Origin of the sequence: Streptomyces sp. NPDC007189, assembly GCF_040703635.1 — a bacterium.
Classification (GTDB): domain Bacteria; phylum Actinomycetota; class Actinomycetes; order Streptomycetales; family Streptomycetaceae; genus Streptomyces.
In genome coordinates, this window is sequence record NZ_JBEYEY010000004.1 from 435,830 (window position 1) to 459,810 (window position 23,981).

At 73.7% G+C, this 23,981-nt stretch carries 19 protein-coding genes and 1 pseudogene; 7 read left to right on the forward strand and 13 right to left on the reverse strand.

The annotated features are described in order from the left end of the window. Nucleotides 1-24: 24 nt before the first annotated feature. Nucleotides 25-423, reverse strand: coding sequence for a MarR family winged helix-turn-helix transcriptional regulator (locus tag AB0950_RS11170; RefSeq protein ID WP_366778437.1), 399 nt, complete (start codon nt 421-423; stop codon nt 25-27). A gap of 124 nt (nt 424-547) precedes the next feature. Here AB0950_RS11170 and AB0950_RS11175 point away from each other — a divergent pair, with 124 nt between their 5' ends. Then, the gene (locus tag AB0950_RS11175) at nt 548-1,651 is read left to right on the forward strand and encodes a hypothetical protein (RefSeq protein ID WP_366778358.1); all 1,104 of its coding nucleotides are present in this window, start codon (nt 548-550) and stop codon (nt 1,649-1,651) included. 122 nt (nt 1,652-1,773) lie between these two features. On the opposite strand, the gene AB0950_RS11180 is transcribed toward AB0950_RS11175, so the two are convergent. From AB0950_RS11180 to AB0950_RS11190, 3 genes are all read right to left on the reverse strand, one after another. Beyond that, nucleotides 1,774-3,015 (reverse strand): VWA-like domain-containing protein, encoded by a 1,242-nt coding sequence (locus AB0950_RS11180; protein ID WP_366778359.1) that lies wholly within the window; start codon nt 3,013-3,015, stop codon nt 1,774-1,776. Beyond that, entirely contained in the window at nt 3,012-4,229 is a 1,218-nt protein-coding gene (locus tag AB0950_RS11185) for a MoxR family ATPase (protein WP_366778360.1), read from the reverse strand. Before AB0950_RS11185 ends, AB0950_RS11180 begins: the two co-directional genes overlap by 4 nt. A gap of 90 nt (nt 4,230-4,319) precedes the next feature. After that, the gene (locus AB0950_RS11190; RefSeq protein ID WP_366778361.1) at nt 4,320-6,209 is read right to left on the reverse strand and encodes a hypothetical protein; all 1,890 of its coding nucleotides are present in this window, start codon (nt 6,207-6,209) and stop codon (nt 4,320-4,322) included. Between the two features lie 300 nt (nt 6,210-6,509). Between AB0950_RS11190 and AB0950_RS11195 the strand changes: the two genes are divergently transcribed. Then, nucleotides 6,510-7,382 carry a putative protein N(5)-glutamine methyltransferase gene (locus tag AB0950_RS11195; protein WP_366778362.1) on the forward strand — a complete coding sequence of 291 codons (873 nt, stop codon included), beginning with the start codon at nt 6,510-6,512 and terminating at the stop codon, nt 7,380-7,382. A 15-nt stretch (nt 7,383-7,397) separates the two neighbouring features. Here AB0950_RS11195 and AB0950_RS11200 read toward each other — a convergent pair whose 3' ends face one another. Next, the gene (locus AB0950_RS11200; protein ID WP_366778363.1) at nt 7,398-9,476 is read right to left on the reverse strand and encodes a SpoIIE family protein phosphatase; all 2,079 of its coding nucleotides are present in this window, start codon (nt 9,474-9,476) and stop codon (nt 7,398-7,400) included. A gap of 313 nt (nt 9,477-9,789) precedes the next feature. On the opposite strand from AB0950_RS11200, the gene AB0950_RS11205 reads away from it, so the two are divergent. Both AB0950_RS11205 and AB0950_RS11210 read left to right on the forward strand, forming a co-directional pair. Beyond that, a complete protein-coding gene (locus AB0950_RS11205; protein ID WP_366778364.1) occupies nt 9,790-10,671 on the forward strand; it encodes a hypothetical protein in 882 nt (293 codons plus the stop codon). A gap of 104 nt (nt 10,672-10,775) precedes the next feature. Beyond that, nucleotides 10,776-11,147: a hypothetical protein gene (locus AB0950_RS11210; protein WP_360145968.1), complete on the forward strand. Its 372-nt coding sequence runs from the start codon at nt 10,776-10,778 to the stop codon at nt 11,145-11,147. Between the two features lie 13 nt (nt 11,148-11,160). Here the strand turns inward: AB0950_RS11210 and AB0950_RS11215 are convergent, their stop codons facing one another. After that, nucleotides 11,161-11,397 carry a tautomerase family protein gene (locus tag AB0950_RS11215; RefSeq protein WP_366778365.1) on the reverse strand — a complete coding sequence of 79 codons (237 nt, stop codon included), beginning with the start codon at nt 11,395-11,397 and terminating at the stop codon, nt 11,161-11,163. A 179-nt stretch (nt 11,398-11,576) separates the two neighbouring features. Here AB0950_RS11215 and AB0950_RS11220 point away from each other — a divergent pair, with 179 nt between their 5' ends. Together AB0950_RS11220 and AB0950_RS11225 are read left to right on the forward strand one after the other, a co-directional pair. Beyond that, nucleotides 11,577-13,592 (forward strand): NADPH-dependent 2,4-dienoyl-CoA reductase, encoded by a 2,016-nt coding sequence (locus tag AB0950_RS11220; RefSeq protein ID WP_366778366.1) that lies wholly within the window; start codon nt 11,577-11,579, stop codon nt 13,590-13,592. 31 nt (nt 13,593-13,623) lie between these two features. Beyond that, nucleotides 13,624-14,169 carry a PadR family transcriptional regulator gene (locus AB0950_RS11225; RefSeq protein WP_360145962.1) on the forward strand — a complete coding sequence of 182 codons (546 nt, stop codon included), beginning with the start codon at nt 13,624-13,626 and terminating at the stop codon, nt 14,167-14,169. A gap of 21 nt (nt 14,170-14,190) precedes the next feature. Here AB0950_RS11225 and AB0950_RS11230 read toward each other — a convergent pair whose 3' ends face one another. Both AB0950_RS11230 and AB0950_RS11235 read right to left on the reverse strand, forming a co-directional pair. Then, entirely contained in the window at nt 14,191-14,730 is a 540-nt protein-coding gene (locus AB0950_RS11230) for a hypothetical protein (RefSeq protein ID WP_360145959.1), read from the reverse strand. 239 nt (nt 14,731-14,969) lie between these two features. Next, nucleotides 14,970-15,944: a fibronectin type III domain-containing protein gene (locus tag AB0950_RS11235; RefSeq protein ID WP_360145956.1), complete on the reverse strand. Its 975-nt coding sequence runs from the start codon at nt 15,942-15,944 to the stop codon at nt 14,970-14,972. 567 nt (nt 15,945-16,511) lie between these two features. Between AB0950_RS11235 and AB0950_RS11240 the strand changes: the two genes are divergently transcribed. Next, complete coding sequence (locus AB0950_RS11240; protein WP_366778367.1) at nt 16,512-17,213, forward strand: glycoside hydrolase family 75 protein; 702 nt, start codon at nt 16,512-16,514, stop codon at nt 17,211-17,213. A gap of 21 nt (nt 17,214-17,234) precedes the next feature. Here the strand turns inward: AB0950_RS11240 and AB0950_RS11245 are convergent, their stop codons facing one another. From AB0950_RS11245 to AB0950_RS11265, 5 genes and pseudogenes are all read right to left on the reverse strand, one after another. Beyond that, nucleotides 17,235-17,645 carry a PTS fructose transporter subunit IIA gene (locus AB0950_RS11245; RefSeq protein WP_330341642.1) on the reverse strand — a complete coding sequence of 137 codons (411 nt, stop codon included), beginning with the start codon at nt 17,643-17,645 and terminating at the stop codon, nt 17,235-17,237. After that, nucleotides 17,642-18,247 (reverse strand): dihydroxyacetone kinase subunit DhaL, encoded by a 606-nt coding sequence (gene dhaL / locus AB0950_RS11250; protein WP_360145950.1) that lies wholly within the window; start codon nt 18,245-18,247, stop codon nt 17,642-17,644. Before dhaL ends, AB0950_RS11245 begins: the two co-directional genes overlap by 4 nt. Nucleotides 18,248-18,314: 67 nt before the next feature. Beyond that, on the reverse strand, nt 18,315-19,307 hold the full coding sequence (gene dhaK, locus AB0950_RS11255; RefSeq protein WP_360145947.1) for a dihydroxyacetone kinase subunit DhaK: 993 nt from the start codon (nt 19,305-19,307) through the stop codon (nt 18,315-18,317). Nucleotides 19,308-19,529: 222 nt separating this feature from the next. Then, nucleotides 19,530-20,364: pseudogene (locus AB0950_RS11260) on the reverse strand (LysR family transcriptional regulator). Between the two features lie 243 nt (nt 20,365-20,607). Beyond that, nucleotides 20,608-23,814, reverse strand: a complete 3,207-nt coding sequence (locus AB0950_RS11265) for a TIM-barrel domain-containing protein (protein ID WP_366778438.1) — start codon at nt 23,812-23,814, stop codon at nt 20,608-20,610. Between the last annotated feature and the right edge of the window lie 167 nt (nt 23,815-23,981).

A 23,981-nucleotide genomic window follows, 5' to 3' on the forward strand; every position in this document is an offset into this window, starting at 1 on the left:
TGACGGCCGGGCGCGGGCGGCCGGTCAGGCGGAGCCGGTCTCGTCCGGTCCCGCGTTGTACCGCTCCAGGTAGGCCGCGAAGCGCACCAGGTCCTCCTCCGGCCAGTTCGCGAGCCGTTCGTGGAAGGCGGCCCGGCGGCTGCGGGTGACCTGGGCGAGGATCTCCCGGCCGGCCTCCGTCAGATGCAGCACCTGGACCCGGTGGTCGTCCGGGTCCAGCCGGCGCTCGATCAGCCCGGCCCGCTCCAGCGCGGCCACCTGGCGGCTGACCGTGGACTTGTCCAGCGCGTAGTGGGCGGCCAGGTCCGTCGCCCGGCGGCCGTCGTGCTCCTCCAGATGGCTGAGCAGGGTGTACGACACCAGCGACAGCTCGGGGTGCATCCGGCCCGCCGAGGCGCGCGCCCGGCGCGCGAAGATCGTCATCTCGCGCTGGATCGTCTCGACGGCCGACTCCGCTGCGCTCACGGGAATACCTCCTCCGGTGTTGTAGTTGTATAGTACAACTTGCATGGAAGTTGTATAAGCCAACCATTGGAGGTCGCCCGCGATGAGGTCACCGGCGCTGCGCCATGTGCTCACGCACCTGATCACCCCGCTGCTGATGTGCATAGGCATGGGGCTCGCGTACATGGGGGCCTTCGTGACCCCTGAGCCGCACCACATGCCGGTCGCCGTCGTCGGCACCACCCCGCGGGCGAAGGTCTTCGCCCAGACGGTCAAGGACACCGCGGGGGACAAGCTCGACGTACGGACCGTGGCCAGCCGCGCCGACGCCGTCGGCCTCCTGAAGTCCCGCGATGTCACCGGCGCCTACGTGCCGAGCGCCAAGTCCCCCGAGCTGCTGGTGGCGAGCGCGGCCTCCGACATGGGCGCCACGGCCGTGGAGAAGGCCTTCACGCCGGTCGCCGCCCGGCAGGGCGTCCCGCTGAAGGTCACCGACGTGGCCGAGCCGGTCGCCGACGACCCCACGGGCCAGGGCCTGTTCTTCCTGCTCATCGCCCTCAGCATCGGCTCCTACGCCTCCGTCGCCGCGATCGGCGCCGCGGGCGCCGCCCTCCCGATGCGGGTACGCGCCCTGCTCGCGCTCGGCGTCTCCGCCGTGGTCAGCGGCATCGGAGCGCTCCTCGCCGGGCCGGTGTTCCAGCTGGCCCACCACGACCTCGCGAGCGTGTGGGGCATGGCCTGGCTGTACTCGGCCGGCATCCTCCTCATCGGCGTCGGCCTGCACACCTTCCTGAAGCGGTGGACCACGCTCGCCATGATGGTGCTGTTCGTGATGCTCAACTTCACCAGCTCCGGCGGGTTGTTCCGCCCCGAGCTGCAGAACGGCTTCTTCGGCACCCTGCACGCCTTCTGGAACGGCGCCGGCTTCGTCGAGGGCGTCCGCAGCCTGCTGTACTTCGGCGACGACGGTCTCTCGCGCAACCTCTGGACGCTCCTGGTCTGGCTGCTCGTGGGCCTGGTGGTGACCGGTGTGGCGGCCCTGTACGAGCGGCCCCGGCACGCCCGGCACGCGGCGGGCCACGCCGGCACGGCGACCGGCACGACGGCGACCGCCACGCACCCGGCGCCGCGTCTGACCGATGAGGTGGACGCGCGCACGGCCGAGGAAGAGGCCGAGGAAGAGACCGAGGAGACGGTCGGCGTCTGACCCGGCCCGGGCCCGGCGACGGCACAGGCCCACACCGGCCCGGCGACAGGGAGAACGCCCGCGACGGGCGAAGCTCCCTGCCGGCCTCCACCCCGTCACTCGACCCCCACGCCGCACCCCCCTCACCCGCCCCCCGACCCGATCGTCACCACACGTGCCCACGCCGGTGGTGTGTCCGGCCGGTGGTCGGGGTCGTTCTCGTCGTACGCACCGCCGGGCCGGGGGAACAGTCCCACCACCGTCCGGCACGGCGGCCGTTCGGCCGGCCATGGTGTCTGACCGTCCGTCAGGACCACCACCGCGTCGGGCCGTGTCCGCAGCGCCCGGGCGAACCCGGTGCGCAGATCCGTCCCGCCGCCGCCCATCAGCTCGATGCCCTCGGTCCGGCACAGCGGCTGGACCGTTCGGGCCGCGGCATCGCAGGACAGCACGGAGACCAGGTCCCGACGGCCGCCGACGGCCCGGCAGATCGCGGCCACCTCCAGCAGCGCGCTGCCCAGTTCGGCGTCGCTGACCGACCCCGAGGTGTCGATGACCACGCACACCCGGGGCGGCCTGCGCCGCAGGCTCGGCAGGACGACTCCGGGGAGCCCGGCCGAACGCCGCGCCGGCCGGCCGTAGCTGTAGTCCTCGCCCACGCCCGGGGCGGAGACCGCCGACCGCAGCGCCGAGCCCAGCAACCGGCGCCACGGCTGCGGCGGATGGAACACCTCCTCCGCCCACCGCCGCCAGCCCCCCGGGGCGCTGCCCGGGCTGCCCTTGATGCCCCGCGCCACCCGGAACCGGATCGCGTCCCGCTCCTGTGCGCTCAGCCCGTGCGCGCCGTCCGGCCCCAGCTCCCACTCCCGATCCAGCCCGTCGGCCCCGCTGCCGCAGTCCAGCCAGGCCAGCCGCTCCAGACGCGGCCCGAGCCGGAAGTGCCGCAGGTAGTCCTCCATCAGCTCGCCCGGGCGCAGCCCCAGCTTCTCCGGTGTCACGGCGCCTTCGGGCCGCGGCAGCCCGTCGCCGTACACGTCGTCGTTGATCTCGCAGTCGGCGGCGATGTTCATCCGCAGCCGCTCGGCGGGACCGGTCAGCCGGTGCTCGCGGGCGAACCGGTCGCCGCGCCCGTGATGGTCGCGCAGCAGATGCGCCACCTCGTGCACCCACACCGCCGCCAGTTCCGCCACCGGCGTGCGGTCCACGAACGCCGGGGAGACGTAGCACCGCCAGTGCCGGTCCACCCCCATCGTCGGCACCTGCCGGGACTCCACCGGCCGCAGCGCGAACAGGGCCGTCGCCAGGTACGGCCGGGCACGGGCCGCGTGCAGCCGCGCGGCGAAGAGCTTGCCGAGGTCCAGCGCGCCGGGCGCGTCCGCCGTCATCGGCGGGCCCCGGCGACCCGCGCGGCCTCGTCGGCCCGCCGGGACAGCGACACCACCCCGGTGAGCCGCTCGATCGCCGCCGGTACGACCCAGTCGTCCCGGCGCAGGGCGGCCAGGGTCGTGGCCGGGACCACCACGACGTCCGGCGCCCCCGTCTCCACGGCCCGCACCAGCAACGCCCAGGCCGCGTCCCAGCGGGCCCGCTCCGGGCGGCCCCGGACCGCGGCCACCACCCCGTCCAGCACGGCCTGCCGCAGATCCCCGCGCTCGGGGAGTCCGGCGCCGGCCGGGTCGGCGAGCAGCGTCTCGGGGTCCGGCAGGTCCATCCGGTCCAGGCTCGCCAGCAGTTCGAGCCCGGGGCCGTCCCCGACGGCGCCCCGCACCAGCAGCGACAGCACATCCCGTGACGACCCGGCGGCGGTCGCGAAGGCGATCAGCCGCAGGGTGGCCTCCCAGCTGCGGGGCGACGGCCAGGCGCCGCCCCGGTGGCTCTCACCGCCCGGCAGCCGGTGGACGAGTCCCGGCCGGGCGGTGAGGAACCCGCACACCGCACGCCGGGCATGCGCCACGGCCTCCGACAGCCGCTGAGGGTCGAGCCGGGGCAGGGTCGCCCGCGGCCAGGTCCCGCCGAGCCCCCGTACGACGACGTCGTGGTCGTGGGCCCACTGCAGATGCACGAACCGGTTGGCCAGCGGCGGGCTCAGCTCCCAGCCGTCGGCCGCCGAGGAGCGGGGGTTGGCGGCGGCCACGATCCGCACCCCGGGCGGCAGGCGCAGTGCGCCGATCCGCCGTTCCAGCACGAGCCGGAGCAGGGCCGCCTGCACCGCCGGGGGAGCGGTGGACAGCTCGTCCAGGAACAGCAGTCCCCGCCCGGCCCGCACCAGCCGCACCGCCCAGTCCGGCGGGGCCATCGGGACGCCCTGCACCGTCGGATCCTCTCCCACGACGGGCAGGCCCGAGAAGTCGGACGGCTCGTGCACGCTCGCGATCACGGTGGTGAGCGGCAGATCCAGGGCGGTGGCGAGCTGGGTCAGCGCGGCCGTCTTGCCGATGCCGGGCTCGCCCCACAGCAGCACCGGGAGATCGGCGGCCACGGCGAGGGTGAGGGCCTCCAGCTGGTCGTCGGAGCGCGGTTCGGTGGTCGTGTCACGCAGCAGGGTCAACAGGGTTTCGGCGACGTCGAGTTGGGGGGCGAGCGAGATGGAGGCAGTCATGTGGGATCACCTGAGGGGAGTGGGAAGTGGGAAGGGAGAAGGGAGAAGGGGCACGCGTGGGTGCCGTAGTCGGCCGTGAACGGCGGGAGTTCAGGGGCGAACGGACCCGTCCCGCCGGCGGCGGGTGCCGTGGCGGGCCCGGTCGCGGCCGACGCCGGCGGGGGCGTGGCCGGGGCCCGTCAGACCGGCCCGGTACAGGCCGTAGGCGATGCGCCGCTCGGCGGCCGTGGTCAGCTCGTCCCGCAGCGGCCCCTCGCGCAGCACCGCGCCGGGACCGAGCAGCCCCTCGACCACCGCGAGGGCGCCCTCGGTGTCGCCGTGGCCGAGCAGTTCGCGCACACCGGCGAGGCAGTCCGGACGCCGGTGGGCCTCGTCGACGGCCCGCAGACAGGGCAGTGGCGGTCCGCCGAGCGCGGCCAGCAGCTCCTCGCGCCGGATCTCGTCCGGATCGTGGTCCAGCGGGGCCAGGACGCCGTCGACCAGGCCGATCCGGTGGGTGGCGCCCCGGCACTCGACCTGACGCGCCCGCGCCACCGGATCCGGCCCGGCGACCGCACCGGACGCCTCCCGGCCGGGCGCCAGCGCGGCGGCGACCAAGGGGTGCAACTCCTCCGGGCCGAGCAGCCCGGCGCGCAGCAGCTCCAGATCGGGCGCCACCCAGGTCGCGGCGTCGGGCAGCACCGGCACGGCGGAGAAGCCGCCCGGCGGAGGCTCACCGACGAGCCGAAGCCGCAGCGCGCCGTCGGAACGCGCGGTCCGACGCCCGAGCCCAGCCAAAGGCACCGACCCGGCACCCGGGCCATCCCCGCGCCGCTCCCGAGCGGGTTTCCGTCCGTCGCCTCGGCCGCCAGCGGGGTTCCGGCCGTCGCCTCGGTCCCGAGCAGCGTTTGGGCCGTCGCCGCGGTCCCCAGCGGGGTTTTGGGCGTGGCCCCTGTCTTCAGCAGGGTCTTGGGCGCTGCCGCGGTCCCGAGCAGGGTTCCGGGCGTCGCCTCGGCCGCCAGCGGGGTTCCGGCCGTCGCCTCGGTCCCGAGCAGCGTTTCGGCCGTCGCCGCGGTCCCCAGCAGGGTATTGGGCGTCGCCGCGATCCCCAGCGCGGTTTTGGGCGTGGTCCCGGTGCCCAGCAGGGTCTTGGGCGTCGCCTCGGTCCCGAGCAGGGTTCCGGGCGTCGCACCGGCCCCCAGCAGGGTTTCGGTCGTCGCCCCAGTCCCCATCAGGGTTCCGGGCGTAGCCGCGGTCCCCAGCGAAGGACCAGGCGTCACCCACGTCCTCCGCTGCCCTCAGGAGCAGTCGGTGCCGGCTGCCGAGCCGTACGGCGAAGGGGCCGCCGGGGCGGCCCTCGGCGTGCAGCAGCAGGGCCGCCTCGGCCGCCCACCGGCCGACGGCGCAGCCGTGCCCGGGCGGGGCGAGCGCCAGCGGATCGGCGTCCGGCGGCGCCGGACCGTCGGCCCCCGACCGCTCGCGCAGTTCACCGGCCCTGCCGGCGTCCCACAGGTGCCGGTGCAGATCGAGCCGGTAGCGGCGGTTCGGGCGGGGGTGCGGATGGCGGCCGGCGGGCGGCTCGGCCGGATCCCACAGGGCGAGGCCGATCCGCTGGCCGGCGTCCGCCCAGGCCGGCGGCGTACGGGCCACGAGGTGCAGGGGGCCGGTGCGACCGGGCCGCTCGTACCGGGCCAGGGTGAGGGTCAGGCCGGGGCGCAGCAGCCCGTCGGGCGCGATCCTCGGCATGTGCCAGCGCAGCAGGTCCGGGGCGAGACGGCGCAGGTCGGCGCGGACCGAGGCGGCGATCTCCCGGCCGTGGGCGCGGGCGACGCGGCGCAGATCGAGGTCGACGTCGACCCGGGCGGCGGCGCAGGCCCCCGCCCAGTCCCCGGCCAGACGGCGGCCGGTGGCGAGCTCGATCATCGACGGTGGCACGGCGTACGCCCGTACGCGCAGCCACAAGGAGAGCCGGGAATCCCCGTGCGCGGTGGAAGGGAGCATCAGCGCTCACCTTGCGCGGACGGGACCCCCAATCGGTGCGAGGCGTGAGTCGTCATCGCGGTGAGCGTAGCCGCCCGTCCGTCACCCGCGCCACGCGTTTTTCCGCTCGAATCCGGCGCCGCCCCTTGGGGTATGGTGGCCGTCCGGTCGCGGAGGTACGCGGCCTCACGTGCCGAGGAGGTGGGACCCATCACCGCTGTGCCCTCGGGGATGCTCCCCCTTCGTGACGGCGCGGTGCACCGGCGCCGGTGACCGCGGGAGCGCCCTCGACTCCCGCGCTCCGAAAGGCTTTCGGGCTCCATGCCTCCTTCTGGTCCCTCTTCCCCTTCCCCCTCACCTTCCCCCTCCCGTTCCTCCGTTGCCGCCGTCGTGTCCGCGCTGCGTGCCGGGGGGTGCGTCTTCGCCGAGGACGAGGCGGAGTTGATCCTCGCCACCGCCCGCACCGAGGACGAGGTGTCCTCGATGGTGGACCGGCGTGTCGCCGGGCTGCCGCTCGAACAGGTCCTCGGCTGGGCCCGGTTCCACGGCCTGCGGGTCGTGCTGGAACCGGGGGTGTTCGTGCCCCGCCGCCGTACCGAGTTCCTGGTCGACCAGGCGTTGGCCCAGGCTCCGGACGCGCGGGTGGTCGTGGACCTGTGCTGCGGCTCCGGCGCGCTCGGCGCGGCCCTCGCCGCCGCCCTGGACGGGGCCGAGGTGCACGCCGCCGACATCGACCCGGCCGCCGTACGGTGCGCCCGCCGCAACCTCGCCGCCTTCACCGGCCGGGCCCACCAGGGCGACCTCTACGACGCCCTGCCCGCCGCGCTGCGCGGCCGTGTCGGCATCGTCACCGCCAACGTGCCGTACGTCCCGACCGGCGAACTGCCGCTGCTGCCGGCCGAGGCCCGCGACCATGAACCGCGCGCCGCCCTGGACGGCGGCCCAGACGGCCTGGACCTGCTGCGTCGCGTGGCAGTCGGCGCCCCGGAGTGGCTGGCGCCGGGCGGCTTGCTGCTGTCGGAGACCAGCGAACGCCAGGCGCCGGCCGCCGTGCGGGCCTTCACGGACGCCGGCCTGACGACCCGCCTGGCGGTGTCGGAGGAACTGTCCGCGCACGTGGTGATCGGCGTACGGCCCCAGGATCCTCCGGGCGGCGGGGAAGGCCCGGCCCAAGCCTCCCGAACGTCCCGCTGAGCCCGGCGGAGCCGGCTACGGCAGTTCCTGCGCCCGCGCGATCAGCAGGGCGACGTCGTCGTGGTTGTCGGGGTGGTGCAGGGTGCGCAGGAGGAGGTCGCAGGTCTCCTCCAGGGGGCGGGCCGGGTCGTCGAGCAGGGACAGCATGAAGTCCAGGCGTTCGTCGAGGGAGTGGCGGCGGGTCTCCACCAGCCCGTCGGTGTAGAACACCAGCTCGTCGCCGGGGGCCAGATCGACGGTGACCGTGGAGAACGCGACCCCGCCCACCCCCAGCGGCACCCCGGTGGGCAGGTCGAGCAGTTCCGGCGGCCGGCCCGGGCGGACCCGGGCCGGCGGCAGATGGCCGGCGTTGGCGATCCGGCACTGCCGCAGATGCGGATCGTAGACGGCGTACACGCAGGTCGCGATCGAGTGGTCCAGGGCCGACGTCGTCTTGTCCAGGTGCTCCAGCAGCAGCGCCGGGTCCAGGTCCAGCGCGGCCAGCGTGGTGGTCGCCGTGCGCAGCCGGCCCATGGTCGCGGCCGCGCTGAGCCCGCTGCCCATCACGTCGCCCACCACCAGCGCGGTCTTGCCGCCCTCCAGCGGGATGACGTCGAACCAGTCGCCGCCGACCTCGGTGGTGGCCCCGGCGGGCTGGTAGCGGGAGGCCACCTCCAGACCGGTCGTCACCGGCGGACGGCTCGGCAGCAGGCTGCGCTGCAGGGTGAGGGCGGTGTTGCGGGCGTTCTGGTACCAGCGCGCGTTGTCGATCTGCACCGCCGCGCGGGCCGCCAGTTCCCGGGCGAGCAGGACGTCGTCCTCGTCGAACGGCGCCGGATTGCGGGTGCGTTTGAGGTCCAGGGCGCCCAGCACCTCGCCGCGCGCGATCAGCGGCACCGCCAGGTACGAGTGGAGCCCGGCGCGGCCCAGCAGCTCGGCCGCCTCGGGGGAGCGGGCGATGCGCGGCAGGTCCTCGTCCTTCACCTGCGTCACCAGCACCACCTCGCCCGAGCGCACGCACTCGGTGACCAGGCGGTCGGGCGCGTAGCGGGCGATCCGGCCGGGCAGGTCGGCCGCCCGTACGGCGTCCGAGCCGTCCTGCGGGCGTACCGCGAGAGCCCGGATCACGGCCGCCTCCGACGGGCCGAGCGTGCTGCGCCGGCCCTCCACCACCGAGTCCAGCAGGTCCACCGCGGCCACGTCGGCGAGTTCCGGCACGGCCACCTCGGCCAGCTCGCAGGCCGTGCGGTCCAGGTCGAGCGTCGTACCGATGCGGGCGGAGGCGTCGGCGACGATGGCGAGCCGGCGCCGGGCGGTCTCGGCCTCCACCGAGGCCCGGTGCTGCTCGGTGATGTCCACCACCGTGACCGCCACGCCGAGCACGTTGCCCATGGCGTCCTCGAGCCGGTACAGCGAGTGGGCCCAGGTGTGGTCCTCGTCCGGGTTGGCGGGGGTACGGCCGACCGTTGTGTCGTCGATCACGGGCACGCCGGTGTCCAGCACCCGGCGGGCGCCGGCCTCCACCCCGCCGGACTCCAGCATCGGCAGCACCTCGCGCAGCGTCCGCCCGATGTGCTCGGCGGCGGGCACGCCGTTGATCTTCTCCAGGGCCGGGTTGACCGAGACGAACCGAAGCTGGGTGTCCAGGACGGCGTAGCCGATAGGCGACTGCTTCACCATCCGCTCGGACAGCGCCACGTCCTGCTCCAGCCGCCGCACGGTCGACTGGTCGGCGGCGAGTCCGAGGGCGTACACATCGCCGTGGTCGTCCAGCAGCCGCATGTTGCGGAACTCCACCACGCGGGTGCTGCCGTCCTTGTGCCGGACCGGGAAGCCGCCGGCCCAGCTCTGCCCGGTGCGCATCACATCGGCGAAGAGCTTGCCGACCAGCTCGAAGTGCCGTTCGTGGACCATGAGCCGGGCCGCGTACTGGCCGAGGGCCTCGTCGGCGCTGTAGCCGAACAGCTCCTCGGCCTGCGGGCTCCACAGCACGATGCGGCCGGTGGCGTCCAGCACCACCGACGCCACGCGCAGCACGTCGAGCAGGCCGCCCGGCCGCACCGGTCCGCGCACGGGCTCGCCGCCCTCCGCCACCGGAGCCTCGGCTGCACTCATGCCATGCACCGCCTTCGCCCGTCCGCACGGCACGTCGTCCCCCGTGCCGACTCCCCTTGGTCCACCGTGCTCACACCCGACTCTCCGACGCCTTCGCCGGTTACCTCCACCATCTCTCACCACAGCGGTGCACGTCCGCCGAAGCCGTCACGCCGGGGGAGCCCTCCTGTCCCGCACATCCTGCCCGCCTTGCGGCCGGACGGGGAGAGTTCACGTTCATGTTGCTGCATTGGTCTGTACATGACCATCGCGCCACGCCAGACTGTCCGCCGACCGAGTGTTCCCGCCCCCCACCCCGTCCGAGGAGTCGGCCATGCCCGCGTCCGCCCGGCAACGTTGTCACGCAGCTCTCGCCGGCCTCGTCAGCCTCGCCACCGCCGCCGTCGTGTCCCTGTCCGCGTCCGGGCCCGCCGCCGCGGCCGACACCTGGACGGAGACCGGCTCCGACCACGCCCGCGCACTGGACGAGAGCCAGGGCCTGACCTCCGTCGAGGTCCCGGCGGACAGCCCCAACCGGTACACCGGTATCGGCACCATTCCCATCAGCGTCTCCGGTCGCGGCTGGAATCACGTCGGGGACCCCGACGCCTCGTACAACGGCTACTACATCGAGCCCTACCAGCGGGACTCCGGCAACTCGAAGATGTACCGCGTGCAGGCGCCCGACGGCACCTGGTCGGAGTATGTTCACACGCTCGGCCCCGGCGAGGCCCTGAACAACTCCTGGGACGCGATCTCGCCCGACGGCCAGTGGATGCTGTCGGGCGAATGGGGCACGATGAACCGCCTGCTGGTCTTCCCGACCCCCGGCGTCAACCCCTCCACCTCGCCGTCGGCGAACCTCCCGCAGGCCTCCACGGTCAACCTCGACCACGCCGTCCGCGACGTCCAGGGCTGCGACTTCTCCGGCCCCACCACCCTGCTGTGCTCCTCGGACGACCCGGACGGCAGCCTCTTCGGCATCACCAAGCCGCTCATCCAGATCGACCTGTCGGCCCCGCCGAACGGCTCCTCGGACGTCACCGGGCATGTCACCGCCCTGCGCCAGCTGCCGCTGCGCAGTTCCTGCTCCGGGACCTTCGAGGCGGAGGGCATCGACTACGACCGCCGCACCGGGACCCTGCGCGTCATCGTGATGTCGCCCGGCGTCTGCGTCCTGACCGACAGCAAGACGTACCGGTTCACCCGCGGCTGAGCCCGCCTGGGGTGTGCCGGCGGGCTGGTGGTGCTTTGCTGAGGATGGAAGCGGCTGGGCGGGGTACCCCGTTCCACCGCGGCGCGGCACGAAAGGAGCGATCAATGGCACGCACGGAGGGGTCGCACCCGGAATCCGTCACGGTGGAGATCAGCGGCTCCAAGGAGGACGCCCGCCTCGTCTTCGACGCGCTGAGTCACTGCTTCGCGTCCGACCGGCGCGAGGACGAGATCCCCCAGCAGCTCCACGAGGTCCGGCCGATGGTGTGGCTGGGCACCTACGACGTCGCCGACACCCGGGGGACGGGCTGCCCGCCGGTCCACCTCGACGCACCCGTCCAGGCGGACGTCCAGGGCGGCTACTGGGCCGTGGACCGGTTCCGGCACACCCTGGACGCGATGTTCGCCGTCGAGGAGACCTGCACGGCCTCCGGCGACCAGGAACGGGACCTCCACCTGCGGCTGCGCAGCCGCTGACCTTCCGTCGACCCTATGGCAGCGCCCCGGCCGGCTCCTGGCCCGCCGGGGCGTACTGCGCCTCGCCGTCCCCGAAGGACCAGTCGACGGCCGTGTTCTCGGTGACGGTGACGACCACGTTGCGCTGCGCCGTCCCGGTGCGCTCGTGCACCAGCTCGGCGATCCGCCGGTAGAGCGCGCGCTTCAGCTCCGGGCCGCGCCCGGCGCGCATGGTGATCGCCACGAACACCGCCGAGTCGTCCTTGCGCACGCCCAGACGGTCGCCGTGGCGCAGGCCGCTGGTTTCGAGACGGGGCTGTACTGCATGGTTTTACATACGAGTAGGTACAGAGTGGTCGATGTCACGCCCCGGTGTTTGTGCAACTAGTTGCACAATGGTGCGCGTGTCCTCTACAACAAGAGGCGACGACACCGCGCACGGAGGGCCCGATGAGCCGTTACCCGCATCTGCTGACCCCGCTCGACCTGGGCTTCACCACGCTGCCCAACCGGGTGCTGATGGGCTCCATGCATGTCGGCCTGGAGGAGGCCGAGCGCGGCTTCGAGCGGATGGCGGAGTTCTACGCGGCCCGCGCCCGCGGCGGGGTGGGCCTCATCGTCACCGGCGGCATCGCGCCCAACGACGAGGGCCGGCCGTACGAGGGCGGCGCGAGGCTCACCACCGAGGCGGAGGCCGAGCAGCACAAGACCGTCACCGAGGCCGTGCACCGCGAGGGCGGCCGGATCGCGATGCAGATCCTGCACTTCGGGCGGTACGCCTACCACCAGGACCTGGTCGCGCCCAGCCCGCTGCAGGCTCCGATCAGCCCGTTCGTGCCGCGCGAGATGAGCGACGCGGACGTCGAGCGGACCATCGACGACTACGTCCACGCCGCCCGCCTCGCCCGGCAGGCCGGCTACGACGGCGTGGAGATCATGGGCTCCGAGGGCTACCTCATCAACGAGTTCACCGCCCGCCAGACCAACCAGCGCACCGACCGCTGGGGCGGCTCCTACGAGAACCGGATGCGGTTCCCCGTCGAGATCGTGGGGCGGGTCCGCGAGGCCGTCGGCGAGGACTTCATCGTCATCTACCGGCTCTCCATGCTGGACCTGGTCCCGGGCGGCTCCTCCCTGGCCGAGGTGATCACGCTCGCCAAGGCCGTGGAGGCCGCCGGGGCGACGATCATCAACACCGGCATCGGCTGGCACGAGGCCCGCATCCCGACCATCGCCACCTCCGTGCCGCGCGGCGCCTACACCTGGGTCACCAAGAAGCTCATGGGCGAGGTGTCCGTGCCGCTGGTGACCACCAACCGCATCAACACCCCCGAGCTGGCCGAGGAGTTGCTGGCCGGCGGCTACGCGGACATGGTGTCGATGGCCCGTCCGATGCTCGCCGACGCCGACTTCGTCGCCAAGGCCGCCGCCGGGACGCCCGAGGCCATCAACACCTGCATCGGCTGCAACCAGGCCTGCCTCGACCACACCTTCAGCGGCAAGATCACCTCCTGCCTGGTCAACCCGCGCGCCTGTCACGAGACCGAGCTGGTGCTCTCCCCGACCCGGCTGAAGAAGCGCGTCGCCGTCGTCGGCGCCGGCCCGGCCGGCCTCGCCTGCGCGGTCAGCGCCGCCGAACGCGGCCACGACGTCACCCTCTTCGACGCCGCGAGCGAGATCGGCGGCCAGCTCAACGTCGCCCGCAAGGTCCCCGGCAAGCAGGAGTTCGACGAGACCCTGCGCTACTTCCGCCACCAGCTCGACGCGCACGGCGTCGAGGTACGCCTCGGCACCCGGGTCACCGCCGAGACCGTGGAGGGCTACGACGAGGTGGTCGTCGCCACCGGTGTCACCCCGCGCGTCCCGGACATCCCCGGCGTCGACCACCCCCGCGTCCTCGGCTACCTCGACGTGCTGCGCGACGGCGCCCCCGTCGGCGAGCGGGTCGCGATCCTCGGCGCCGGCGGCATCGGCTTCGACGTCGCCGAGTACCTCACCGACGGCGGCGACAAGGCGAGCGAGGACCCCGGGACGTACTTCCGCGCCTGGGGCGTCGACATGGACTACCGGGCGCCGGGCGGCCTCGCCGCGCCGCAGCGGCCCACCCCGCCCCGCCAGGTCCACCTGCTCCAGCGCAAGACCAGCAAGGTCGGCGCCGGCCTCGGCAAGACCACCGGCTGGATCCACCGCACCGAGCTCAAGCACCGCGGCGTCACCATGGTCCCGGGCGTGCGCTACGACCGGATCGACGACGCCGGCCTGCACATCACCGTCGGCGAGGAGAGCACGGTTCTCGAGGTCGACACCGTGGTGCTGTGCACCGGCCAGGAGCCGCGCCGCGACCTGTACGACGAGCTGGCCGCCGCCGGGCGCAGCGTCCATCTGATCGGCGGCGCGGACGTCGCGGCCGAACTGGACGCCAAGCGGGCCATCAAGCAGGGCACGGAGCTGGCGGCGGCGCTGTAGGGCGCAGCCCGGCGATCCCTAGGATGAGGCCATGTCACTCCCGCACGCGATCCTCACCGCCCTGCTGGAAAAGCCGTCGTCGGGACTGGAACTGACGCGCCGGTTCGACAAGTCGATCGGCTACTTCTGGTCCGCGACGCACCAGCAGATCTATCGCGAGCTGGGCAGGCTGGAGGCCGAGGGCCTCATCCGCACCCTGCCGGCCGAGGCGCCGGCCCGCGGACAGAAGAAGAGCTACGAGGTCCTGCCCGCGGGCCGCGCCGAACTCGCCCGCTGGACCGCCGCCGCGCAGGACCCCAAGCCGATGCGGGACGCCCTCCTGCTCCGGCTGCGCGCCGCTGCGGTCGTCGGCACGGCCGGCCTGGAGGCGGACCTGCGCCGCCATCTGGATTTGCACCGGCGGCAGTTGGCCGAGTACGAGGAGATCGAGAAGCGGGACTTCCCGCCGGGCCGGGACGCCCCCGAGGACCGGCTGCGCCACCTCGTGCTGCGGGCCGGCATCGAGGTGGAGACCTTCTGGACCCAGTGGCTCAGCCACGCGCTGGCGGAGTTCGCCGAACTGCCCCAGGGCGGCTGAGCCGGGTGCGCGGCCGGTGACTCAGAGCCGGTACGGCTTGGCGCGCCGGCGCAGATACCAGCCCGTGGCGACGATGCCGGTGCCCACGACGGCGGCCCCGACGCCCAGCGTCAGCGGGCCGTAGTGCCGGGCGGCCCCGCCCAGACCGCTCAGCACGCCCCGGGCGGGCACCGGCGAGGCCGTCGCCGCGGTCTTCGACCCCGCGCCGGAGGAGACGATCACCGCCTGGCTGCCCGCCGCGCTGCCGTTGGAGCAGACCACGACCACGGTGTACGTCCCCGGGCTCACCCCCTTCCAGGCCGCGGACTGACGGACGGTGGTGCCCGTCAGCGGCGCCTGCCGGCCCTGGCCCACCGTGCTCTGCTTGGCGGTGAGCAGGGCCGCCGTACCCCAGGTGCCGTTGATCTCGGAGCATGCGCTGGTGACCACCGAGACGGTGGATCCCGTGGTGCTGGCGGAGATGCCCGCGGCCGCGGCGGACGGCCCGGCGAGGGCGACCGGGAGCACGGCGGCGGCCGCCAGGGCGGGGCCGGAGCGGAGGAGGAGTCGCGAGGTGTGCATGGGCTGGCCTTTCGGGGGGCGCGGTCGGCGGGACGCCCCCTGCGCCGCCGGGGGTCGGGAAACGTCCGTGCTGCCTGGTCAGCAGCCAACGCGGGTCCCGGTCCGCGCGCACCCGGGAGGCGGCCGGGCGGGTGGCCGTTTCCTCCGCCCGGCGCAGGCGGTTGGGGCGCCTGGGCGTGTGCCGGGTGCGGGTCGTCCGTGGCGCGGCTGCCCTCAAGGGGTGGGCAAGTCGGGGTCTCTCAGTTGCCTGTCGTCGTTGTGCGTTGTGGCGTCCAGCCGCCCCATGTGCCGTCGGGGAGTCTGGCCCGGAGTCGTACGCGGTGGTGCTCTCCCGCGGTGCGGCCGGCGTAGAAGCTGTAGGTCGAGCGGCCGTGCGGGGGAGTGCCGCCCCAGACCAGGGAGGTCGTCGTGGTGCCGTCCAGCTGGATCTGGTACTCGGTGATGACGCCGTCCGTGCGCGGCGGGTCCCAGGCCAGGTCGATGTAGTACGCCCCGCCGGAGCGGTGCGTGCGCGCGGTGAAGCCGGTGGGCGCGGTGTCCCGGGCGTCGTCGGTGCCCGGTGTGCTGAGGCGGACCGGCGCGCTCGCGGGGGAGAGGTTGTCGGCGGCGTCCCGGGCCCGCACCGTGAAGGCGTACGCGGTGCCGGGACGCAGCCCGGTGACCACGGCCGCCGTCTGGTTCCCGCCCACGCTGTGGATCTTCGCCCCGCCCTGCCAGATGTCGTACGACACCACACCCCGGTCGTCCCGGGACGCGCCCCACGACAGCTGGACCTCCCGGGCGCCGAGCACCCGCCCGGCGGGAGCGGCGGGCCGGGTCGGCGCCGAGCGGTCCGCCGCCGCCAGGGCCGGTGTCCGCGCCGTGACCGGACGGCTCGGAGGGCCGAGCCGTCCTTCGGTGTCCCGGGCCCGCACGGTGAAGGAGTACGGGGTGGACGGCCTGAGCCTGGTGACGTCCACCATGCGCTGCGAACCCGGCACTTCCTGCGCCTTCGTGGTGCCGCGATAGACCTCGTAGGCGCGGATACGCGTGCTGTCCGGCACCGCGTTCCACATCACGTGCACACTGGTGGCGCTGCCCGCCTGCGCGGTGACCCCGGCCGGTGCGCCGGGCGCCCGCCCTTCGTCGCCCTCGCGAGCCTGGCCCCAGCCGCAGGACACGGCCAGCAGGAGGGCCCCGCAGACCGGCAGGAGCGGCCAGGGAACGCGTCGCACGGCTCTGCCTCCCCGGGGACGGCGGCATCGGCACATCACGCACAGGACCGTCACGCAAACGGCCCTCGCGCAAAGGTCCGGACCAATATGGCGGGGCGGGTACGGCGAGGGCAAGAGGGCGGCGGTGGGGAGCCGCGCTGGTTCCTCTGGGTGACGCGTGCGGCTCCAGGCAGGTGACCGAGGACGGTCCAGGTGAGTGACCGCAGTGGGGCCCGCGTTGGTGACCAAGCCGGAGGGTACGTATGCTGAGGCTCCCTACGGCTGAACTCCCCGCAATGGCCCGGAAGTTCACGCCTGTGGCGCGGACACGCTGTCGTCGCCGATCCCGCGCCGACGCGGGCGGCCGGGGGATCCGGACCGGTCTCGGCCCGGATCCCCGGCCCCTGTCGTCACCGTCGCCGCTGTCTGCCGGCGATGTCCCTCACGGGTGGTCAGAAGGTGCTCCATCCGGCCCTCTCGAGGTGCGGCCGGGGCGTTCGCGGGTGCGGACCCGCACCAAAGTGTGCTCGACGTCCGGGCCCCAGGGGCTGGACGTCCGCCCCGTCCCCGACGAGAGGGTCCCTCATCGTGCTTGTCCCGTTGCTGACGCCGGCCATGATCGGCGCCGCGCTGCTCACACCGGCCACGCTGCCCGACCCGGCCGTCGCCGTCCCGCCGCGGGCCCACCCCGCGGCCCACAGCGAGGGCGCCGTGGCGGCCGGCGACCTGCTGGCCCGGCTGGGCGCGTGCCGCCGGATCTCCCACGGCCGGTACCGCACCGACGCGGGCAGCCCCGCGACCGTGCCCGTCTGCGACACCCGGGACGCCGTCTTCTGGCAGGCCGACCTGGACGTCGACTGCGACGGACGGCCCACCGCCCGCTGCAACCGGCGCACCGACCCGCAGTTCGCCGCCACGACCGCCTGTCAGCAGTCCGACGGCCGCCAGCTGAACGCCGCCGCCCTGCCCTACATCGTCGTCCCGGCCCCGAGCCGCATCTGGAACCCCGGCGCGCACGGCGTGCGGGGCGGTTCCGTCGCCGCCGTGATCTACCAGGACCGGGTGCAGTACGCCGTCGTCGGCGACACCGGTCCGCGCGACATCATCGGCGAGGCGTCCTACGCCACCGCCCGTGGCCTCGGCATCGGGGCCGACCCGCGCGTCGGCGGGACACCCTCCGGTGTCACCTACGTCGTCTTCAAGCACTCCAGGGTGGCCCCCATCCAGGACCACGCGGCGGCGGTGGCCGCGGGAACACGGCTGGCCAGGCTGTTCGTCGCGAACAGATGACCGGCCGGCCCCGCGGCCGCGTCACACCTTGCGGTAGCCGTACGCCTCCTTCGCCGCGGCCTCCACCGCGTCGAGATCGGCGCCCGCGGCGGCCGTGACCACCGCCGCCACCGCGCCCTCGACGAACGGAGCGTCCACCAGCCGGGTCCCGTCCGGCAGTTCGTCGCCCTCGGCGATCAGCGCCTTCACCGTGAGCACGGCACTGCCGAGGTCGGTGAGCACCGCCACCCCGGCTCCCCGGTCGACCGAGGCCGCCGCGGCGGAGACCAGCTCCGCGCTGGTGCCGAGCCCGCCGCCCTCGGTGCCGCCCGCCGGGGCCACCGGCACGGCGGGCGCCCCGCCCGCCAGGCCCTTGGCCAGTTCGGCGACCGACGCGGCCACCTCCGCGCTGTGCGACACCAGCACGATCCCGACCACCTTCTCGTCGCTCACCGGCCGCCCTCCGCCGCCTCTTCCAGCGCGGCGACGAGCAGCGCCGAGGAGGTCGCGCCCGGATCCTGGTGGCCGATGCTGCGCTCGCCGAGATAACTGGCCCGGCCCTTGCGGGCCTGCAGCGGAGTGGTGGCCACCGCACCCTCCTCGGCGGCGGCCCGCGCGGCCGCGAAGCCGTCGCCGAGCGCGTCCACGGCGGGCAGCAGGGCGTCGATCATGGTCTTGTCGCCGGGGGCGGCACCGCCGAGCGCCATCACCCCGTCCACGCCGGCGCGCAGCGCCTCGGCCAGCTGCTGCTCGCCGACCTCGGCGGCATCGCCCAGCGCCTTGCCGGTCCGGCGCAGCAGGGTGCCGTACAGCGGCCCGGACGCGCCGCCCACCGTGGAGATGAGCTGCCGCCCGGCCAGGACCAGGACCGCGCCGGGGGTGTCCGGCGCCTCCTTGTCCAGGGCGGTCTGCACGGCCGTGAAGCCGCGCTGCAGATTGCTGCCGTGGTCGGCGTCGCCGATGGCCGAGTCGAGCGCGGTGAGCCGGTCCGCCTCGCGGTTCACGGACGCGGCGGTCGCCACCATCCAGCGGCGGAAGAAGTCGGCGTCGAGCACTGGATCTCCTTGCTTGGTAGGGGAGTTGAGCGCCGTGGTACGGGTGATGGTCGCCTCGTCGGCCGTATCACATCCCCCACCGCAGCGCGGGAGTCCGCACCGGCGCGTCCCACAGGCGCAGCAACTCCTCGTCGGCCTGGCAGAGCGTCACCGAGGCGCCCGCCATGTCCAGGGAGGTGACGTAGTTGCCGACGAGCGTGCGGGCCACCGCGACCCCGCGCTCGCGCAGCACCCGCTGCACCTCGGCGTTGAAGCCGTACAGCTCCAGCAGCGGGGTGGCGCCCATGCCGTTGACCAGCACCAGCACGGGGCTGCGCGGCGGCATGTCCTCCAGGATCGCGTTCACCGCGAAGTCGGCGATCTCCCCGGAGGTCATCATCGGCCGCCGCTCCCGGCCCGGCTCGCCGTGGATGCCGATGCCCAACTCCAGCTCGCCGTCCGGCAGATCGAAGGTGGGGGAGCCCTTCGCCGGCGTCGTACAGGCGCTGAGCGCGACACCGAAACTCCGGGAGTTCTCGTTCACCTGACGCCCGATGGACTCCACGCGCTCCAGAGGCTGTCCCTCGGCCGCGGCGGCGCCGGCGATCTTCTCCACGAACAGGGTGCCGCCGGTACCGCGCCGGCCGGCCGTGTACAGGCTGTCGGTGACCGCCACGTCGTCGTCGACGAGCACCTTGGCCACCTGGATGCCCTCGTCCTCGGCCAGTTCGGCCGCCATGTCGAAGTTGAGCACGTCGCCGGTGTAGTTCTTCACCACGAACAGCACGCCCGCGCCGCTGTCCACGGCCGCCGCGGCACGCACCATCTGGTCCGGCACCGGTGAGGTGAACACCTCTCCGGGGCAGGCGGCCGACAGCATGCCCGGGCCGACGAAACCGCCGTGCAGCGGTTCGTGCCCCGACCCGCCACCGGAGACCAGCGCGACCTGCCCGGCCACCGGAGCGTCCCGGCGGACGATCACCCGGTGCTCCACGTCCACGGTCAGATCCGGATACGCCGCCGCCATCCCGCGCAGCGCGTCCGCCACGACGGTCTCCGGCACGTTGATCAGCATCCTCATGGGTGTCTCCTCGCGAGCTTGACATGTGGGCTCATGACCTGCGCCTTCGCAGGTCACCGGTGGTGAGGGCGGTTCTTGCTGACTCCATATCGACTTTGGTGACGGTATGTCAGGTGGTGCCGGCCGCCCGATGTAGCAGGTCGCCCGTCCCGTCTATGGGCAGTATCGACCTTGCGGCAGCGAAGGTCACCTGCGGCGGTGCGGCTGTCCGACCGGGGCACGTCAGGCATCGCGGGTGAGGAGGTTCTGCGCGGAGTCACGGAAGCGGGCGACGAGCGGGTTGCGGTCGCCCGCACGCGTGGCGACCACCACCTGGCAGGGTTCGATTCCCTCGACGGGGACGGTGGCGAGGTCGTCGCGGAGTGTGCGGCGCCGGTCGCCGACCGGCACCAGGGCGATGGCCCGGCCGTCGGCGAGTCCACACCGCGGCCATGCCGGCACAGGCCACGAGGGGCTCGCCGGCGGAGTCGTCCGGGGTGACCGACTCCTTCCCGGCCAGGCGGTGGGAGGCGGGCACGAGCAGGGCCCGGGGTTCGTCGTGGAGGACGGTGAGGTCCAGGCCGTCGTCCGGGATGGGCAGCGGGGTGCGGACGACGAGCGCGTCGACCCGGCCCTCCGGCAGGGCCCGGGCCTCGTCCCAGTCCAGGTGACGGGTGCGGACGTGGGCGTCGGGGTGACGGCGGCGCAGGTCCCGTACGGCAGGGGTGACGACCAGGTCCTCGACGTATCCCACGGTGATCGTACGAGGCGGCGCGGCGGCACGTGCGGCGCGCACCGCCTGCTGAGCCGTGTGCAGGAGGGTCTGTGCCTGCGGGAGGAAGGCCGCACCGGCCGCGGTGATGCGGCTGCCCTGCGGGGTGCGCTCCAGCAGGCGCACGCCGAGCGCGTCCTCCAGGCGCTGGATCTGGCGGCTCAGGGAGGGCTGGGCGACGTGCAGCGCCTCGGCCGCCGGGGCGAAGTTCAGATGCTCCGCGACGACCGTGAAGTACCGCACCAGTCTGAGATCCGGCTCGGGGCCGGGGCGGGACGCCGGTGGGGGCGCGGCTGCGTCGGGCATACCCGCAGCCTACTCGTCATGCGGTTCGTGCATGACGGGGTGCAGAACGGGTCTTGGACGCCCCCGCCAGGACGGTTGTTGACTCGATCCCGTCCGGCCGGGCCGACCGGCCGGACGACATCCCACCGCCGTTTCCCCAGAGGGAGTGTGTCCGCCATGGGCAAGTACGAGGGCAAGCATGCGGTGAGCCGGTGTGGCCGCCCGTGCCGGTCACGGGCGGCCACACCTGGCTGTGCCCGCTCCCTACTGGTAGGTGACGGTGACCGGCGTGCGGACGCTGCGTGGGGGCAGGGTGACCGTGAGCGTCCCGGTGGAGCTGTTCCAGCTGTAGTCGGAGGCGGCCAGCCGGACGCCGGTGGCGGTCACCTTCGTGGGCGCGTGGGACATCCCCAGCAGGGACAGCGTCCACTGCCGGTTCTCCACCTGGCCGGGGAAGGAGCCCCGTGCCGGACCGATCGTCACCGTGTGGCGCGAGCCGCTGCGGCCGTACCGGATGGTCGTCGTGGCGCTGTGTCCCTTCTGCATGGTGGTCCCGTCGTCCTCGTACAGGCGGTACGACCCCGGCGCGCCGGTGGCGACGGTCAGCGTGACGTCGGTCAGCTTGGCCTTGTCGTCACTGGTGACGTCGTGGGTGCGGGTGGGCAGGATGCCGCCGGCCTTGATGAACACGGGCATGGTGTCCAGGCCGGTGGTGACGTCCTGGGTGGTGCCGCCCTGGTAGGTCTTGCCGGTGAAGTAGTCGGTCCACTGGCCGGGCGGGAACCACACCGAGGTGGTCGCGGTCGTCCCCGGCGTCGTCACCGGGGCGACCAGGACGTCCGAGCCGTAGAAGTACTCGCTGCCCGCGGTGGCGTACGCCTGGGCCTCCTCCGGATACTCCAGGTAGGTGGGGCGGACGATCGGCACGCCGGTGCGGTTCGCCTCCTCGGCCAGCGAGTAGGTGTACGGCACCAGGTTCTCGCGGAGGTTGAGGAACCTGTCGGCGGACGTGCGGGCCTCGGTGCCGTACTGCCAGGGCAGCCGGTCGCTGTGGTTGCTGTGCAGGCGGTCGATCGGCTGGAAGGCGCCGAACTGCACCCAGCGGGCGTACATGTCGTCGGGCAGCTTGTGCGTGGTGCGGGTCTGGCCGGCGTCGGTGTAGGTCTCCGAACCGGTCAGTCCCGTCGTGTCGTTGTGGCCGCCGATGTCATGGGTGATGGCGGCCATGCCGGTCGCCGCCGACTCGCCCGGGGTGTAGCCGACCTCCAGCTTCAGGGCGCCCCAGGTGGAGGAGGTGTCTCCGGTGAAGTGCACGGTGGTGCGCTTGTCCGCCCAGGGGCCGGTCGGCAGGGCCTGCTGGCCGCTGTATCCGCCGGCCTGCAGGGAGCCGTAGGCGCGCGAGAGGACGAAGCCGCGGCCGAGGGTCTTGCCGGTGAGGGTGGCGTACTGCTGGTTGATCCAGGCGTCCGGCGTCACGCCCTGCAGCGATGACTGGGAGGAGTCGCAGCACCAGTCGAGCCACCAGAAGTCGTTGCCCTGCTCGTCCATGGTGCGGTGCAGGTCCAGATAGGCCTTGAGCTGGTCGGGATCACCGAAGTCGAAGGTGTAGCAGTTGTTCTCCACGGAGGCGCCCGAGGCGCAACCCCCCTTCGTCAGCTTGCCCTTGGCCGTGGCCTGCGCCTGGGCGAACTGGGGGTCGGAGGCGAGGATGCTGGGGTGCACGTTGAGCGTGTTGTGCAGCCCCTGCGCCGCCGACCAGTCGAAGAACCCCTTCGGATCGGGGAACCTGCCCGGGTCCATCTCCCAGCCGCTCCAGTTGTTCACGGCCTTGAAGTCCGTGTCGGTCACCAGCACGTCCAGCGGGACGCCTTCGGACCGGAAGGCGGGGAGGATGGTGTTCTCGTAGTCGGCCGCGGTGCGGTCGATGTACTCCGAGTACCACACGCCGTACGCCCATGAGGGCAGGAGCGCGGGCGGCCCGGTCAGGGTGGCGAGGTCGGTGAGACCCTGCTTGTAGTCGTGGCCGAAACCGAAGAGGTAGCCGTCCTGGTACGGCTCGCCGCCGTGCAAGGGGCGCGGTGTCACCTTCTGCGTCGCGGTGTCGTAGAGCGCCGACGGGGTGTCGTCCAGCAGGTACCAGCCGTCCCTGTGGAGCAGGCCGGGGGTGGTCGCGGGGGCGTCGCCGTTGCCGGTCACGCCGTCCAGGCCGCGGCGGTAGCCGCCGAGCGCGAGGTGCGGCTGCGGGGCCGCGGCGCCGGTCGGGGTCACGGAGACGGTGTCCAGGTTGACGTGGCAGCTCGCCGTGTCGGGGCAGCCGAGGGTGATGTCGTCCTCGCCCGCCTTCAGGGCCACCGGCATGGAGGCGGTCTGCCAGTCGTCCCAGTCCTTCGTCGCCGGCAGCGTCAGTGTGCCGGTGCCGGTGCCCGCGGACACCGAGGCGGTGCGGGTCTGGTGAAGACCGTCGCCGCCGGTGCCGTTGGCGTAGCGCACCCGCAGGGTGTAGGTGCCGTCGGCGGGCACCCCGGCCAGATGCGTGGTCAGGCTCGACCCCTGGTTCAGCTCGGCGACGAAGCCGTCGCCCGCGTAGCCCTGGTGGTCGGTGGCACTGGTCGCGGTGCCGGCGGTCCGGCCGGCCTCCGCCTCGCAGCTCACCCCGAGCAGGCAGTCGGTGATCGCCGTGCGGGACACCGGCGGGTACGGCTCGCCGGGGCGCACCAGCGCGACGCTGTCGACGTTGACGTTCCCGCTGTCCGACGCGGTACGGGTCAGCGCGATCGTGTGGTGGCCCGAGCCGAGCTCGACGCTCGCGGTGGCGAGCTTCCAGGTGTCCCAGTTCCCCGTGGCCGGCAGGGTCACCGCCTGCTGTGCGCCGCCGTCGACCGACAGGGTCAGCGTCCGGGTCTGGTTCTTGCCGTCGCCGCCGAGGGAGTTGGCGTACCGCAGGGCGAAGTCGTAGGTCCCCGCGTCCTTGACATCGATGTCGGCGGACGCCGAGCTGCCCGTTCCGGTGAATCCCGCGGCGAAGCCGGTACCGGTGTGCCCGGCGTGGTCGGAGGCCACGGACACGCCGTCCAGCCGGAGGTTCTCCGCCTCGCACAGATCGCCCGGCCCACAGGTCAGCCGCTGCCAGGGGGTGGCGGTCACCGGGGCGTCGCCCGCCTTCAGGCGCACCGAGAGGTTCTTGGCGTCGAACGGTCCGGAACCGACCCGGTAGCGCAGGGTCAGCGCGCTCGTGGAGATGGTCAGCCAGCCGTCGGAGGTCTCGGTGGTGTAGGAGGCCGGGGCGAAGCCGTCGCGGCCGATCGCGTTGAACGTGGGATCGTCGGTGAACTTACCGTCGCCCGCGTACTCGGTGCGGATCAGCGTCGGCGAGAGAACCTCGAAGCGGGCGTCGCCGGAGGTGACGGCCGGAATGCGGTGGCCTTGCCGCGCCTCGCCGGCCGCGGCGGGACCGCTGCCCGCCAGGGTCATGGCGGCGGCCACGGCCAGCGCCGCGGCCGCGCCCACCTGACGCCGCCATGTTCTGCGCCGTCGTTTCCTCGGTACGACTGTCATGTCAACTCCGTTCCTTCATCGGTCGGTTGACGAGCGGCTGCCGTGATCCCCGGAGGCGTCGCACGACTTCCCGCGCCGCCGGC